This window comes from Belnapia sp. AC561, from assembly GCF_979252845.1.
Map to the genome: position 1 here is coordinate 150,571 of NZ_CEEDBP010000008.1, position 15,028 is coordinate 165,598.

8 protein-coding genes are annotated in these 15,028 nt (G+C 72.1%); 3 read left to right on the plus strand and 5 right to left on the minus strand.

Annotated features, from left to right (window positions below; genetic code table 11):
• Positions 1-3: 3 nt before the first annotated feature.
• The 5 genes from AC0IW9_RS09445 to AC0IW9_RS09465 all read right to left on the minus strand — a co-directional run bounded on the left by AC0IW9_RS09445 (position 4) and on the right by AC0IW9_RS09465 (position 5,968).
• Entirely contained in the window at positions 4-2,547 is a 2,544-nt protein-coding gene (locus AC0IW9_RS09445; protein ID WP_471647979.1) for a hybrid sensor histidine kinase/response regulator, read from the minus strand.
• A gap of 124 nt (positions 2,548-2,671) precedes the next feature.
• Complete coding sequence (gene hemN / locus AC0IW9_RS09450) at positions 2,672-4,015, minus strand: oxygen-independent coproporphyrinogen III oxidase (RefSeq protein ID WP_471647980.1); 1,344 nt, start codon at positions 4,013-4,015, stop codon at positions 2,672-2,674.
• Positions 4,016-4,059: 44 nt separating this feature from the next.
• Positions 4,060-4,323, minus strand: a complete 264-nt coding sequence (locus AC0IW9_RS09455; protein WP_471647981.1) for a cupin domain-containing protein — start codon at positions 4,321-4,323, stop codon at positions 4,060-4,062.
• 65 nt (positions 4,324-4,388) lie between these two features.
• Positions 4,389-5,786: an AtzE family amidohydrolase gene (locus AC0IW9_RS09460; RefSeq protein WP_471647982.1), complete on the minus strand. Its 1,398-nt coding sequence runs from the start codon at positions 5,784-5,786 to the stop codon at positions 4,389-4,391.
• Complete coding sequence (locus tag AC0IW9_RS09465; protein WP_471647983.1) at positions 5,783-5,968, minus strand: AtzG-like protein; 186 nt, start codon at positions 5,966-5,968, stop codon at positions 5,783-5,785. Before AC0IW9_RS09465 ends, AC0IW9_RS09460 begins: the two co-directional genes overlap by 4 nt.
• Before the next feature lie 335 nt (positions 5,969-6,303).
• On the opposite strand from AC0IW9_RS09465, the gene AC0IW9_RS09470 reads away from it, so the two are divergent.
• From AC0IW9_RS09470 to glgB, 3 genes are read left to right on the plus strand one after another with little or no spacing between them, the layout of a single operon-like run.
• Positions 6,304-9,621 carry a maltotransferase domain-containing protein gene (locus tag AC0IW9_RS09470; protein ID WP_471647984.1) on the plus strand — a complete coding sequence of 1,106 codons (3,318 nt, stop codon included), beginning with the start codon at positions 6,304-6,306 and terminating at the stop codon, positions 9,619-9,621.
• 1 nt (position 9,622) lies between these two features.
• Positions 9,623-12,874 carry a maltose alpha-D-glucosyltransferase gene (treS, locus tag AC0IW9_RS09475; RefSeq protein ID WP_471647985.1) on the plus strand — a complete coding sequence of 1,084 codons (3,252 nt, stop codon included), beginning with the start codon at positions 9,623-9,625 and terminating at the stop codon, positions 12,872-12,874.
• On the plus strand, positions 12,871-15,027 hold the full coding sequence (gene glgB, locus AC0IW9_RS09480; protein ID WP_471647986.1) for a 1,4-alpha-glucan branching protein GlgB: 2,157 nt from the start codon (positions 12,871-12,873) through the stop codon (positions 15,025-15,027). Before treS ends, glgB begins: the two co-directional genes overlap by 4 nt.
• Position 15,028: the final 1 nt, after the last annotated feature.

Genomic DNA, 15,028 nt, shown 5'->3' on the forward strand with positions numbered 1-15,028 from the left:
GGCTCAGACCAGGGCGCGCAGCCGGGCGGCGAGTTCGGCCGGGCCGAAGGGTTTGCGCAGCACCGGGACGCCGGCCGGCGCATCCTCCGGCTGGGCCGCGGCATTGCCGCTGAGGATCGCCACCGGCAGGCCGGGACGCCGCCGCGCCAGCTCCGTCGCCAGGGCGCTGCCGGTCATGCCGGGCATGACCTGGTCGGTCAGCACCACGTCGAATTCCTGGCCGGAGCCGATCAGCGCCAGCGCCGCCATGGCATCGGCCGCCTCGGTCACCTGCAGCCCTTCCTCGCGCAGCGCGGTCGCCATCACCCCGCGCACCGGCGCGTCATCCTCCACCATCAGCAGGCGCAGCGACCGTGCCGCCGGCACCGACGAGAGCGGGGGCGGGGCGGCCTCGGCCCCGGTTGCAGCCCCGACTGAGGCCCCGACCTCGGGCAGGAACAGGCTCACCACCGTGCCGCGGCCCGGCGCGCTCTCCAGGGTCAGCGCGCCGCCGGACTGCACCGCGAAGCCATGCCCCATGGCCAGGCCGAGGCCGGTCCCCTTGCCGACCTCCTTGGTGGTGAAAAAGGGCTCGGTCGCCCGGGCCAGGGTCAGCGCATCCATCCCCGCGCCGGTATCGGCCACGGTCAGCTTCAGGTAGTGCCCGGGCGCCAGGCTCGCGGGGCCATCCACCAGCGCATCCGCCGGCTCGGCCGTCAGCCGCAGCGTCCCGCCCTCCGGCATCGCATCCCGGGCGTTGAGCGCCAGGTTGAACAGCACGAGGTCGAGCTGCATGCGGTCCGCCTGGAGCTGCGGCAGCCCGGGCGGCGCCGAGACCTCCAGCCGGATATCCGGCCCCAGCGCGCCGCGCAGCAGCGCCGAGAGTCCCTCGAGCACCGCGGCCGGCGGCACCGGGCCGGCCTGCAGCTGGTCCCGCCGGGCGAAGGCCAGCATCCGCCGGGTCACGTCGGCGCCGCGCTCGGCCGCGGCCAGCGCCGCCGCGGCATAGCGCCGGACCCGCACCGGGTCCTCCGGCCGGGTCTGCACCAGCCGCAGCGCGCCGTTCACCACCTGGAGGATGTTGTTGAAGTCATGCGCCACGCCGCCGGCGATGCGGCCCAGCGCCTCCAGCTTCTGCGCCTCGCGCAGCCGCGTCTCCGACCGGTTGCGCTCGGTGATGTCGAGCAGCACGGCGAAGCTGCGGCGGAAGCCGCCCCCCGCATCGCGTTCCGCCCGGGCCCGCAGCAGCACGTCGACGATCCGGCCATCCTGCCGGATCATGCGGTATTCCACCTCCCGCACCTCGTCACGGCCGTCCGTCAGCGAGGCCCTGGCCACCTCCCAGCGGCTGGCGCTCTCGGCGGTCATGAACTCGGCCGGGGTGTGTCCCAGCACCGCCTCCCGCGCATAGCCGAGGAAGGCCAGCCATTGCGCGCTGACCTCGATCAGCCGCCCCGCCGCATCGCAGGAATGGAAGGCGGCCGGGGTGCGGTCGTAGATGCGGCGCAGCTCGGCCTCGCGCTCGGCCAGCGCCGCGGTGCGTTCGGCCACCCGCTGTTCCAGCGCCGCCTTGGCCTCCAGCAGCAGTCGCTCGGCCCGCTTGCGCTCGGAAAGGTCGAGGACGAAGGCGATCGCCTCCTCCCGGATCGAACCCACCATGCTGAAGCCGACCAGCACCGGGATGCGGCTGCCGTCCGGCCGCTGGTATTCCTTTTCGTAGGGGATGCTGCGGCCGGTGGCGGCGGCGGTGGCGATGGCCGCGTCATTGGCCGCGCGCCAGTCCTCGGGGGTGATGGTGTCCCAGCGCAGCACCCCGGCCTCCAGCGCCGCCCGGTCGCGGCCGATGATCCGCAGCAGCGCATCGTTCGCATCCAGGATCGCGCCATCCCGGGTGGACCGCATCACGCCGATCGGATTGGCCTCCACCATCGCCCGCAGCGCCGCCTCCCGGCTGGCCAGCTCGGTGGCCCGCAGGCGCTGCTCGGTGACGTCGCGGTTGATGCCCAGCATGCGGACCGGCCGGCCGTCGGCATCCCGCTCGATCCGGCCGGAGGCGGCGATCCAGCGCTCGGCGCCGTCATCGGCGCGGCGGATGCGGAATTCGGCGGTGAAGGTCGGCGGGTCGCAGCGGGTCGCCTGCGCCAGTCCGGGCCGGTCCTCCGGATGCACCATGCGCCGCCATGCCGCCTGGCTCGGCGCCGGGCCCGCCGGGTCCAGGCCATGCAGCGCATATTGCTGGCGCGACCAGAATTGCTCGCCGCTGCGCGGGTCGCAGTCCCAGCAGCCGATGCCCGCGGCTTCCTGCGCGATCAGCAACCGTGCCTCGCTGAGCCGGCATTCCTCCAGCAGCCCGGCGACATCCGCCGCGATGCCATCCAGCTCGGCATAGCCGGTCGGCCGCGGGGTGCCGCCGGAGCGGCGCAGCGAGGCCGCCTGGGCCGCGAGGTCGAGCAGCGGCCGGCAGAGCCGGCCGGCGGCGAGCCAGCCCAGCCCCAGCAGGATCGCCGCTGCCGCCATCCCGCCGAGCAGGGCCTGCGCCAGGAGCGCCAGCAGGGCGAAGCCAGCCAAGCCGGCCGCGAGGAGGAGGCGATAGGACAGGGGGGGGCGTACCAGGACCAGTTGAGGATGGCGCTGCCGCTTCTACCCCTCGATCAACCGTTGCGAAGTCACATGGACGTCAGAGCCGTTCTGGCTACACCGCCGCGCTGTGCCGGCCGGCGCCCTGGCCGAGATAGGCATCGAAGCAGGCGGCGACGTGCCGCGCATGGCGTTCCCCGGCGGCGGTCACCCGCAGCCAGCCGGCTTCCAGCCGCAGGATGCCATCCGCGGCCAGTTCCTGCAGGCGTGGCCAGGCATCGGCCAGCAGCGCCGGGGGCAGGCGGTCCAGCTCGAGCGCGAAGCCGCACATCACCTGCTCGATGCAGTCGCGCCGCAGCCGGTCCTCCGCAGTCAGCGTCCGGCCGCGCCGCACCGGCAGCTCGCCGCGTTCCACCGCGGCCACGTAGCGGCGTTCGTCGGTCTCGTTCTGGGCATAGCCGGCGGGACCGGCGGTGGTGATGGCGCCGATGGCCGAGGCGCCGAGGCCGAGCAGCACCGGCGCGTCATCCGTCGTATAGCCCTGGAAGTTCCGGTGCAGCCGGCCCTCCCGCGCGGCGACGGCCATCGGATCGTCCGGCCGGGCATGGTGGTCGAGGCCGATCGCCTGGTAGCCGGCGGCGGCCAGCGTCTCCTCCGCCACCTCGGCCTGGCGCAGGCGTTCCACCGCGCCGGGCAGTTCCGCGGTGTCGATGGCATTCTGCTGCGGCTTCATCCAAGGCACATGGGCATAGCCGAAGACCGCGACGCGATCCGCCCGCAGCGCCGTCGCGAAGCGGGCGCTGGCGGCGACATGGGCGCGGGTCTGCCCGGGCAGGCCATACATCAGGTCGAGGTTGATGCCGCGTACCCCGGCGCGGCGCAGCAGGGCGACCGCCTCGGCGACGCAATCCTCCGACTGCGGCCGGCCGATCTTCCGCTGCACGGCGGCGGCGATGTCCTGCACTCCGAGCGAGGCGCGGGTGACGCCGGCTTCCGCCAGCGCCGTGGCGATATCCTGGTCCAGCAGCCGCGGGTCCAGCTCGACCGCGATCTCGGCATCCGGCCGGAAGGGGAAGCTGGCGCGCAGGGCGGCGAACAGCATCCGCAGCCCATGGGCGCCGAGCGTGCTGGGGGTGCCGCCGCCGAGATGCAGCACGGCGACGCCGGCATGCGGCGGCAGCGCCCCGGCCAGGGCCGCCGCTTCCTGCCGCAGCGCCGCGCCGTAGCGGGCGATGCGGTCGGCATTGCGGGTGACGGTGGTGTGGCAGCCGCAATACCAGCAGAGCGCGTTGCAGAAGGGGACATGCACATAGAGGGAGAGCCTGTCCGCGGCGCCGATGCCGGCGAGCCAGTGGCGGTAGTCCTCCTCCGCCAGCGGGCCGAAATGCGGCGCGGTGGGATAGCTGGTGTAGCGGGGGAGGTTGGCCAGGCTGTAGCTGGCGGGGATCGGCGCGTTCATGCCGTGAGCCTGTCGCAAGCCACGCCACAGCGCCTTGCGCTGGATCAAGCAGGCGGCAGGTGCACCGCGAGCCAGAGCGTCTCCACCGCCGGGTCGGTCCAGGCCACGCGGTGGCGGCACCCGGCCGGGATCACCGCCCAGTCGCCGGGCGCCAGCGCTCGTTCCGTGCCATCGGCAAAGCCGAGCCGGGCTGCGCCGGCCAGCAGCAGGACGAATTCATCCGCCCCCTGGTCGTACCACGCACCTGGCGGATCGGCCTGGGCGAGGGAGGCGATGCGCTCCACCCGGCCGCCGCCGGCGGCAAGCAATTCGGTGAACGCCTCGCCGCCGGGCGGGGCAGGGGGGCCGTCCCCGATCCGGCCGAAGCGCGGCGTCAGAAGGCGCCCTCGGCGAAGGCGGGCGCCACCGGGCTGGTGCAGATGCCGGCCGCCTCCAGCGCCGCGGCGGCGCGGAACAGCAGCGCCTCGGTCCAGGGGGCGCCGATGAGCTGCACGCCGATCGGCAATGGCCCATCCGCCCGCTGCACCGGCACCGTCACCACCGGCAGGCCGATGCCGCTGATCGGCTGGGTGAAGAGGCCCATGGAGGGGCGGAGCGGCACCGAAATGCCGTCCAGCTCCAACATCTCCTGGCCGATCGGCGTCGCCGGGACCGGGGTGGCGGGGGCCAGCAGCACGTCCCAATCGGCCAGCAGGGCGCGCATCCGGTCCCGCGCCAGGGCACGGACGCGCTGGGCGTGGTGTAGCCAGGCGGCGGGGATCAGCGCCCCTGCCAGCAGCCGGTCCTGGATCAGCGGCTCGTAGTCCTCCAGCCGGGTCCGGAGCGTCGGCAGGTGCAGGGCCGCGCCCTCCGAGGCGGTGATGATGAAGGCGGCGGAGCGGGCGGCTTCCGCCAGGTCCCAGTCCACCACCCGGGTGGCGCCGAGGCCGGCGGCCACCGCCTCCACCGCGCCGCGCGCCGCGGCGGATTGCATCCGGCCGAACCAGCCGCCGAGCCGGGCGACGCGCAACCCGCCGAGCCCGGCGCCGAGCACGGGGGTTACGAGTTCGACCGGCCGCGGCGCCTGGTGGCTATCCGCCGGGTCGAGCCCCTGCAGCGCGTCATAGGCGGCGGCGAGGTCGGCGGTGCTGCGGGCGAAGGGCCCGACATGGTCCAGTGCGTAGACGAAGGGGAAGGACCCGTGCCGGGACAGCCTGCCATAGGTCGGCTTCACCCCGAAGATGCCGTTCAGGGATGCCGGCACCCGGATGGAACCGTTGGTATCCGTCCCCAGGGTGATCGGCACCAGCCCGGCCGCGACCGCCGCGCCCGAGCCGCCGGAGGAGCCGCCGGCGATCCGCCCGAGGTCGTGCGGGTTGCGGGCCGGCCCGTCGTGGCTGTTCTCGGTGGTGAAGCCATAGGCGAATTCATCCATGTTCAGCGCGCCGAGGCAGACCGCCCCGGCCGCATCCATCCGGCGGATCAGGAAGGCATCGGCGGTGGCGGGCGGCGCGTCGCGGCGGATCCTGCTGCCGGCCAGGGTCGGAATGCCGGTGAGGTCGAAGAGGTTCTTCGCCGCATAGGGCACGCCGGCCAGCGGTCCCGGGTCCTCGCCGGCGGCGATGCGCGCATCCACGGCAGCGGCGCTGGCCATTGCCCGCGCGGTGAGCACCGCGGTGAAGGCATTCACCGCCGGCCCGCGCGCCGCCACCCGCGCCAGCGCCGCTTCCGCCACCGCCACCGCCGAGGTCCGGCCGGTGCGGACCGCGGCCGCGATCTCGCAGGCGCTCACGGCCGGAAGACCGGGGCGGGTTCCATCGCGGGCTCCAGCGGCACCGCCAGGGCCGGGGCGGCGATCCGCGCCACCATGGCGAAGGCGGCGGCGACCTGGGCCTGCCGTGCCGCATCCAGGGCCAAGCCGACCAGCGGGGCGGCGGCGGCCACATGGGCAGCGGGGTCGAAGGGCTCGGGCATGCGGTGGCTCCTGGAGGATCGTCCCGGATGGAGGATCGTCCCAGACTGCCATGCCGAATTCATGCCGTTCAATTCCTGGCGCTTGCCGGATGCTCTCGCATGCGTGATCGACACCGATGCCCACCGATCCATTCCCGCGGCGTTGCGCCGCAAGACTGGATGTGGGGGACCGGATGGCGGAGCGGCGTGGCGGCAAGACGAAACAGGCAAAGCGCGCGGCGGCGCCGGAGGTCCAGGCCCCCATTGCCGCCCCGGTTGCCCCCGCAACGGTTGCGCCAGCTCAGGCCGCACCTCCAGCGGCAGCCCCCTCGACCGTAGCGGCCCCGACCATTCCGATGCCCAAGCCCGCGCCGGCGGCGGCGCCCATGCCGGCCAATGATGCGCCGGCGGTGCCGCGCGAGCCGGTGCCGCGCATCTACCTGATGCATCCGCTGCTGGTCGGCGCCCTGCCGGCCTGGGACGCGGCGCTGGAGCGGGTGGCCGGGCTCGGCTTCGACACCGTGCTGCTGCCGCCGCCCTTCGCCCCGGGCAGCAGCGGCAACCTGTATCAGTTGAGCGACCCGGATGCGCCGCATCCGGTCTTCGAGGCCGCCGGCGACAGCCTGGCGCTGCTGGAGACCCTGGCGGGCAAGGCGCGGGCGCATGGCCTGTCCCTGCATATCGACCTCGTGCTGGACCGGGTCGCCACCGATGGCGCCCTGGCCATGGCACAGCCGGGCTGGTTCGCCGCGGAACAGCCGCGCGGTCTGCCGGACCCGCGGCGGGACCCGCCGGACCGTGCCACCCGCCCCGCCCGCTGGGACGAGCCTGCCGCGGCCGCCGCCCTGCTGGACTATTGGGCACCCCGGCTCGGCCGCTTCGTCGCCGTCGGCGTCGCCGGCTTCCGTTGCGATGCCCCGGCCCGGCTGCCGGCCGCGATCTGGCGCCAGCTGATCGCCGCGGCGCCCGGGGCGCGCTTCCTCGCCTGGACCGCCGGGCTGCCGGCCGAGGCGCTGCCCGGCCTGGCCGGCGCCGGCTTCGCCGCGGTCTTCGATAGCCTCGCCTGGTGGGACCTGCGTGCGGATTGGCTGGTGGAGGAGGCGGCCCGGCTGGCCAGCCTGGCCCCGGCCATCGCCACCCTGGAGGCCCCCTTCGGCCCGCGCCTCGCCGCCCGGGACCCGGAGCCGGTGCAGGACCCGGCCCTGGCCGAGGCCTTCGCCCGCCGCCACCTGCGCCTCGCCGCCGGGATCGGCGCCGGGATGCTGGTGCCGATGGGCTTCGAGTACGGCAGCCGCCGGCCGCTGGATCCGGCGCGCGATCGCCCGGCCGACTGGGACTGGCTGGTCGGCCATGCGCCCTATGACCTCTCGGCCGCCATCCGTGCCGCCAATGCGGCGCTGGCGACCCGGCCGATGGGCCCGGCGGAGCTGCGTCCGCTCTCCGGCCCCGGTGCCCCCGTGGTCGCCCTGCTGCGGGCGGCCGGCGCCGATGTGCGCGGCGCCGAGGCGGCGACCCTGGTGCTGGCCAATGCCTCGCTGCAGCGCTCGGCGACGGTGGATGCGACCGCGCTGCTGCCGGGCGCCGGCGGGGCCTTCACCCGCTTCGCCCCCGGCCTGCCGAATTCCGGCGCGGCGCTCTCGCCCGGCCTGGCGTTGCTGCTGCAGCCCGGCGAGGCCCGGCTGCTGGACGCCGCGCCGCCGCAGCCGATCCGCCTGCCGGAGCCGAGCGGCGCCGCCAGTGCCCGGACCGCCGCCGCCGCGCCGCGCATCGGCATCGAGGCCATCGACCCGATGGTGGACGACGGCCGCTTCCCGGTGAAGCGCACGGTCGGCGAGATCGTCGAGGTCGGTTGCGACCTGATCTGCGACGGCCACGACAAGCTCGGCGCCGTGCTGCTCTGGCGCGCCGCGGATGAGGATACCTGGCAGGAGACGCGGCTGCGCCCGCTCGGCAACGACCGCTGGGTGGCGAGTTTCCCGCTGGAGCGGCTGGGCCGCTACGTCTATGCCGTCGAGGTATGGCGCGACGCCTTCGCCACCTTCCGCGACGAGCTCGAGAAGAAGCACAAGGCCAGTGTCCCGGTGGGTCTGGAACTGGAGGAGGGCCGCCTGATGGTCGCCGCCGCCGGCCCGAGCCTCGCCGATCTGGCGCAGCGCCTGGCGACCGCGCCCGAGGCCGAGCGGCTGTCCCTGCTGCTGGCGCCGCAGACCGCCGCGCTGATGGCCGCCGCCGACCCGCGCCCCTTCCGCAACCGCAGCGCCGAGATCCCGCTGGAGGCCGAGCGCACCGGCGCCCGCTTCGCCAGCTGGTACGAGCTGTTCCCGCGCAGCCAGGCCGCGGATCCTGCCAAGCACGGCACCTTCGACGACGTCATCCGCCAGCTGCCGCGCATCCGCCGCATGGGCTTCGACGTGCTGTACTTCCCGCCGATCCACCCGATCGGGCTGAAGAACCGCAAGGGCCGCAACAATACCCTGACGCCGGGGCCGGATGATCCCGGCAGCCCCTATGCCATCGGCTCCGAGGCCGGCGGGCACGACGCCGTGCATCCCGAGCTCGGCACCATCGACGACTTCCGCCGGCTGGTCGCCGCCGCGGCCGAGCAGGGGCTCGAGCTGGCGCTCGACTTCGCCATCCAGTGCAGCCCGGATCATCCCTGGCTGCGCGAGCACAAGGACTGGTTCGACTGGCGGCCGGACGGCACCATCCGCTACGCCGAGAATCCGCCGAAGAAATACGAGGACATCGTCAACGTCGATTTCTACAAGCCGGGCGCGGTGCCCGACCTGTGGATCGCGCTGCGCGACGTGGTGCGCTTCTGGTGCGAGCAGGGCGTGCGGCTGTTCCGCGTGGACAACCCGCACACCAAGCCCTTCCCCTTCTGGGAATGGCTGATCGCCGAGATCCGGGCGCAGCACCCGGATGCCGTCTTCCTCGCCGAAGCCTTCACCCGGCCCAAGGTGATGTATCGCCTGGCGAAGAGCGGCTTCGGCCAGTCCTATACCTACTTCACCTGGCGCAACGAGAAGGTGGAGATCGAGGAATACCTGACGGAGCTGATCACCACGGCGCCGAAGGATTTCTTCCGGCCGCATTTCTTCGTCAATACGCCGGACATCAACCCGCCCTTCCTGCAGCAGTCCGGCCGCCCGGGCTTCCTGATCCGCGCCGCGCTGGCGACCACGCTCTCGGGCCTCTGGGGCATGACCCAGGGCTTCGAGCTCTGCGAGGCCCGCGCCATCCCCGGCAAGGAGGAATTCCTGGATTCCGAGAAGTACCAGTTGCGCGCCTGGCCCGACCGGGCCCCGGGCGACATCGTCGAGGAGATCACCCGCCTGAACGCCATCCGTCGTGCCAACCCCGCCCTGCAGAGCCACCTGGGCCTTGCCTTCCACAATGCTTTCAACCCACAGGTGCTCTGGTACCGCAAGGAGACGCCGGACCGCAGCAACGTGCTGCTGATCGCCGTCAGCCTCGACCCCCGGGCGGCACAGACCGCGACGGTCGAGCTGCCGCTCTGGGAATGGGACCTGCCCGACGACGGGGCATTGGAGGCAGAGGACCTGATGCGCGGCAGCCGCTTCACCTGGCAGGGCAAGACCCAGCAGATCCGGCTCGACCCGGCGGAACTGCCCTTCGGCATCTGGCGCGTGCGCCCGGCGGGGAGCCACTGACATGACCCTTCCCCAGGACCCCCACTGGTACCGCGACGCGGTCATCTACCAGCTCCACATCAAGAGCTTCTTCGACGCCAATGACGACGGCGTCGGCGATTTCGCCGGCCTGCTGCAGAAGCTCGACTACATCGCCGAGCTCGGCGTCGATACGCTCTGGCTGCTGCCCTTCTACCCGAGCCCGCTGCGCGACGACGGCTACGACATCGCCGAGTATCGCGCGGTGAACGAGAGCTACGGCTCGCTGAACGATGCCAAGCGCTTCGTGCGGGAAGCCCATGCCCGCGGCCTGCGCGTCATCACCGAGCTGGTCATCAACCACACCAGCGACCAGCATCCCTGGTTCAAGCGCGCCCGCGCCGCGAAGCCGGGCTCGGCCGCGCGCGACTACTACGTCTGGTCCGACACCGACCAGAAGTACCCGGATACCCGCGTCATCTTCGTCGATACCGAGAAGTCCAACTGGACCTGGGATCCGGAGGCCAAGGCCTATTTCTGGCACCGCTTCTATAGCCACCAGCCCGACCTGAATTTCGACAATCCGCGCGTCGTCGCCGAGGTGCTCGGCGTGATGAAATTCTGGCTGGATATCGGCGTCGACGGCCTGCGCCTGGATGCCGTGCCCTATCTGGTCGAGCGCGACGGCACCAACAACGAGAACCTCGACGAGACCCACGCGGTCCTGAAGACCATCCGCGCCAAGGTGGACCAGTCCTTCCCCGGCAAGATGCTGCTGGCCGAGGCCAACCAGTGGCCGGAGGATACCCAGCAGTATTTCGGCCAGGGCGACGAATGCCACATGGCCTTCCACTTCCCGCTGATGCCGCGGATGTACATGGGCATCGCCCAGGAAGACCGCTTCCCGATCACCGATATCCTGCGGCAGACGCCGGACATTCCCGAGGGCTGCCAGTGGGCGGTCTTCCTGCGGAACCATGACGAGCTGACGCTCGAGATGGTGACGGACCAGGAACGCGACTACCTCTGGTCCACTTATGCCGCCGACAAGCGGGCCCGCATCAACCTCGGCATCCGCCGCCGCCTCGCGCCGCTGCTGCAGCGCGACCGCCGCCGGATCGAGCTGATGAACGGGCTGCTGCTGTCGATGCCCGGCACCCCGGTCATCTACTACGGCGACGAGATCGGCATGGGGGACAACATCTTCCTGCGCGACCGCGACGGCGTGCGCACCCCGATGCAATGGTCGCCCGACCGCAACGGCGGCTTCAGCAAGGCCGACCCGGCGGCGCTGGTGCTGCCGACCCTGCAGGACCCGATGTACGGCTTCCAGGCCGTCAACGTCGAGGTCCAGGCGCGCGACCCGCATTCGCTGCTGAACTGGATGCGGCGGATGCTGGCGGTGCGCAAGCGCAGCCGCGCCTTCGGCCGCGGCTCGATGAAGCTGCTGTATCCGGCGAACCGCAAGGTGCTGGCCTATCTGCGCGAGGAGGGCGAGGACACCATCCTCTGCGTCTTCAACCTTTCCCGCGCGGCGCAGGCGGTGGAGCTGGATCTCTCGGCCTGCGCCGGCCGCGTGCCGGTGGAGATGCTCGGCGGCACCAGCTTCCCCCCCGTGGGCCAGCTTCCCTACCTGCTGACCCTTCCCCCCTATGGCTTCTACTGGTTCGTGCTGGCGACCGAGAAGGCGCTGCCGCCCTGGCATACGCCATCCCCGGAACCGCTGCCCGATCTCCGCACCCTCGTGCTGAAGGCCGACGTGAAAGAACTCCTCGGAGCGGCCGTGCGCCGCGAACTCGAACAGCTCGTGCTGCCGGAATACCTGCCGAAGCGGCGCTGGTTCGCCGCCAAGGGCGAGAAGATCGAGGCCATCCGCATCGGCGCGATCGCCTCGCTGCCGGAGGCCAAGGGCGCCGTCGTCATGGCGGAGGTCGAGGTGCAGCTGCCGGGCCGCACCGAGCGCTATGCCCTGCCGCTGGCCGGCGTCGAGGATACCGAGGGCAGCGGCCCGCTGTCGTCGCAGCTCGCCCTGGCGCGGCTGCGCCAGGTGCGCCGCGTCGGCTTCCTGACGGATGCCTTCGCCGATGACCGCATGCCGCCCGCGGTGATGCAGGCGCTGCAGAGCGGGCTGCGGCTGCCGACCGAGGATGGCGAGATCCGCTTCGACGCGACCTCGCGCCTCGCCGAGGTGGCGATGCCGGAGGCGCCGGAAATCCGCCGCCTCTCGGCCGAGCAGTCCAACTCCTCGCTGATCTACGGCGAGCAGGTGGTGCTGAAGATCATCCGCCGCATCAATGCCGGCATCCATCCGGAAGCCGAGGTGACGCGCTACCTGACGGAAGCCGGCTTCGCCAATATCGCGCCGCTGCTGGGCGAGGTCGTGCGCATCGCCCCCGATGGCACGCCCTTCACCCTGATGCTGGCCCAGGGCTTCGTCCGCAACCAGGGCGATGGCTGGGGCTGGACGCAGGATTGGCTGCACCGCGCGGTCGATGAGGCGGTGCTCACCGAGGATGCGGCCGAGGATGCCTTCGCCGGCTATCTCGCCTTCGCCTCCGCCCTCGGCCAGCGTCTGGCGGAGCTGCATGCGGCCCTGGCCCGGCCGACCGACAATCCGGATTTCACGCCGGAGGTGGCGACCGAAGCCGATCGCCTGGCCTGGGCGAAGGGCGCGCTGGAACAGCTCGAGCCGGCGCTCGACCTGCTGGCGAAGCAGCGCGACCTGGCGGAGGATCTGGCGCCGGTCGCGGCGAAGCTGGTCTCCATGCGCGGCGCGCTGCGGGATGCGGCGCACAAGCTGGCGCTCTCGGCCGATGGCGCGCTGAAGACGCGGGTGCATGGCGACTTCCACCTCGGCCAGGTGCTGGTGGCCCAGGGCGATGCGGTGATCGTCGATTTCGAGGGCGAGCCGGCGCGTTCGCTCGAGGAACGCCGTGCCAAGGGCAGCCCCCTGCGCGACGTCGCCGGCCTGCTGCGCAGCTTCGACTATGCGGCGGCGGTGGCGGTGGCGACCGAGGCTTCCGGTGCCGCGACCGCGGCGCCGATCGAACGCCGTGCCGCGCTGTTCCAGCGCTGGCAGCGCGAGGCCGCGGGGTCCTTCCTCGAGGCCTATCGCACGGTCGAGCATGCGGCGGAGAACCCCTGGGTGCCGGCCGGTGCCGAGGCGGCGCTGCTCGACCTCTTCCTGCTGGAGAAGGCCGGCTACGAGATCCGCTACGAGGCCGCCAATCGTCCGGCCTGGATCGGCATTCCCCTGCGCGGCCTCGCCGCCCTGGCTGATCGGATCACCGCATGATCGACGGAATGGACGCCCTTCTCGCCGGGCAGCACGGCGATCCCTTCGCCATCCTCGGCCCGCATGGCGACGAGGTGCGGACCCTGCAACCCGGTGCCCGCGCGGTCAGCGTGCTGGCGCGCGACAGCGGGGAGGAGATCGGCCGGCTTGAGCCGGTCTCCGGCGGCAGCCTCTTCGTCGGCAAGGTCAGCCGCACCGTGCCCTATCGGCTGCGCATCGACTGGCCGGGCAGCGTTCAGGAGACGGAGGATCCCTACAGCTTCGGCCTCCTGCTCGGCGCGCTCGACCTGCACCTCTTCGCCGAGGGCCGGCATTTCGAACTCGCTAAGGTCTTCGGCGCCCAGGCGATGGAGGTGGATGGCGTCGCCGGCGTGCGCTTCGCCCTCTGGGCCCCCAATGCGCGACGCGCCTCGGTCGTCGGCAGCTTCAACAACTGGGATGGCCGGCGCCATCCGATGCGGCTGCGGCGCGAGGCCGGCGTCTGGGAATTGTTCATCCCCGGGCTGCGTCCGGGCCTGAGCTACAAGTATGAGCTGGTCGGGCCGGATGGCTCGGTGCTGCCCTTGAAGGCGGACCCGCTGGCACGGGCGACGGAGCTGCCGCCGGCGACGGCCTCCCGCGTCATCGACCCGACGCCCTTCCGCTGGACCGACGATGACTGGATGGCGCGCCGCGCCGCACGCCAGGCGCCCGATGCGCCGATGGCGGTCTATGAGGTGCATGCCGGCTCCTGGTGGCGCGATGCGACCGGGGAGGCGCCGGACTGGGACCGGCTGGCGGATCGGCTGATCCCCTATGTGCAGGGGCTGGGCTTCACCCATCTCGAATTCATGCCGATCATGGAGCATCCTTTCGGCGGCTCCTGGGGCTATCAGCCGCTCGGGCAATTCGCCCCGAGCGCGCGCTTCGGCTCGCCCGCCGGCTTCGCCCACTTCGTCGACCAGGCGCATGCCGCCGGGATCGGCGTGATCCTCGACTGGGTCCCGGCGCATTTCCCGACCGACGCGCATGGCCTGTACCGCTTCGACGGTACCGCGCTGTACGAGCATGCCGATCCGCGCGAGGGGTTCCACCAGGATTGGAACACCGCGATCTACAACTTCGGCCGCAACGAGGTGCGGGGCTTCCTGCTCGCCGGCGCGCTGTTCTGGCTGGAGCAGTTCCACGTCGATGGGCTGCGCGTCGATGCGGTGGCCTCGATGCTCTACCGCGACTACTCGCGCAACGCCGGCGAATGGGTTCCGAACCGGTATGGCGGCCGCGAGAACCTCGAGGCGGTCGCCTTCCTGCGCGAGCTGAACACCGTCGTCGCGGAACGCTGCCCGGGCGCCATCGTGGTGGCGGAGGAAAGCACCGCCTGGCCCGGCGTGACGAATACCGTCCCCGACGGCGGCCTCGGCTTCGCCTACAAGTGGAACATGGGCTGGATGCACGACAGCCTGCACTACATCGAGGAGAATCCGGTCTACCGGCAGTACCATCACGACCAGCTCACCTTCGGGCTGGTCTATGCCTGGAGCGAGAAATTCGTCCTGCCGCTGAGCCATGACGAGGTGGTCTATGGCAAGGGCTCGCTGCTCGGGAAGATGCCGGGCGACGCCTGGCAGAAATTCGCCAACCTGCGCGCCTATCTCTCCTTCATGTGGACGCATCCCGGCAAGAAGCTGGTCTTCATGGGCATCGAGATCGCCGATCCCGCCGAGTGGAACCACGACGGCACGGTGCCCTGGGCGCTGCTCGACGATGCCCGGCACCGCGGCATCCAGCAGCTCGTGCATGACCTGAACGGTGCCTATCGCGCCATCCCGGCGCTGCATCGTCGGGACGCCTCGCCGGAGGGCTTCCGCTGGGTGGTCGGCGACGACCGCGCCAACAGCGTCTTCGCCTATCTGCGCTTCGGCGAGGCGGGCGATCCGCCGGCGCTGGTCGTCTGCAACATGACGCCGGTGCCGCGCTACGCCTATCGCATCGGTGTACCGGAAGCGGGCGCATGGCACGAGGTCGTGAACTCGGATGCCGCCACCTACGGGGGAACAAACAACGGGAACGGTGGTTCGGTCACGGCCGAAGCGGTGGCGAGCCATGGCTTCGCCCAATCCGTCTCGCTGCTGCTGCCGCCGCTTTCGGTGCTGATCCTCACGGCCAAGGGGTAAT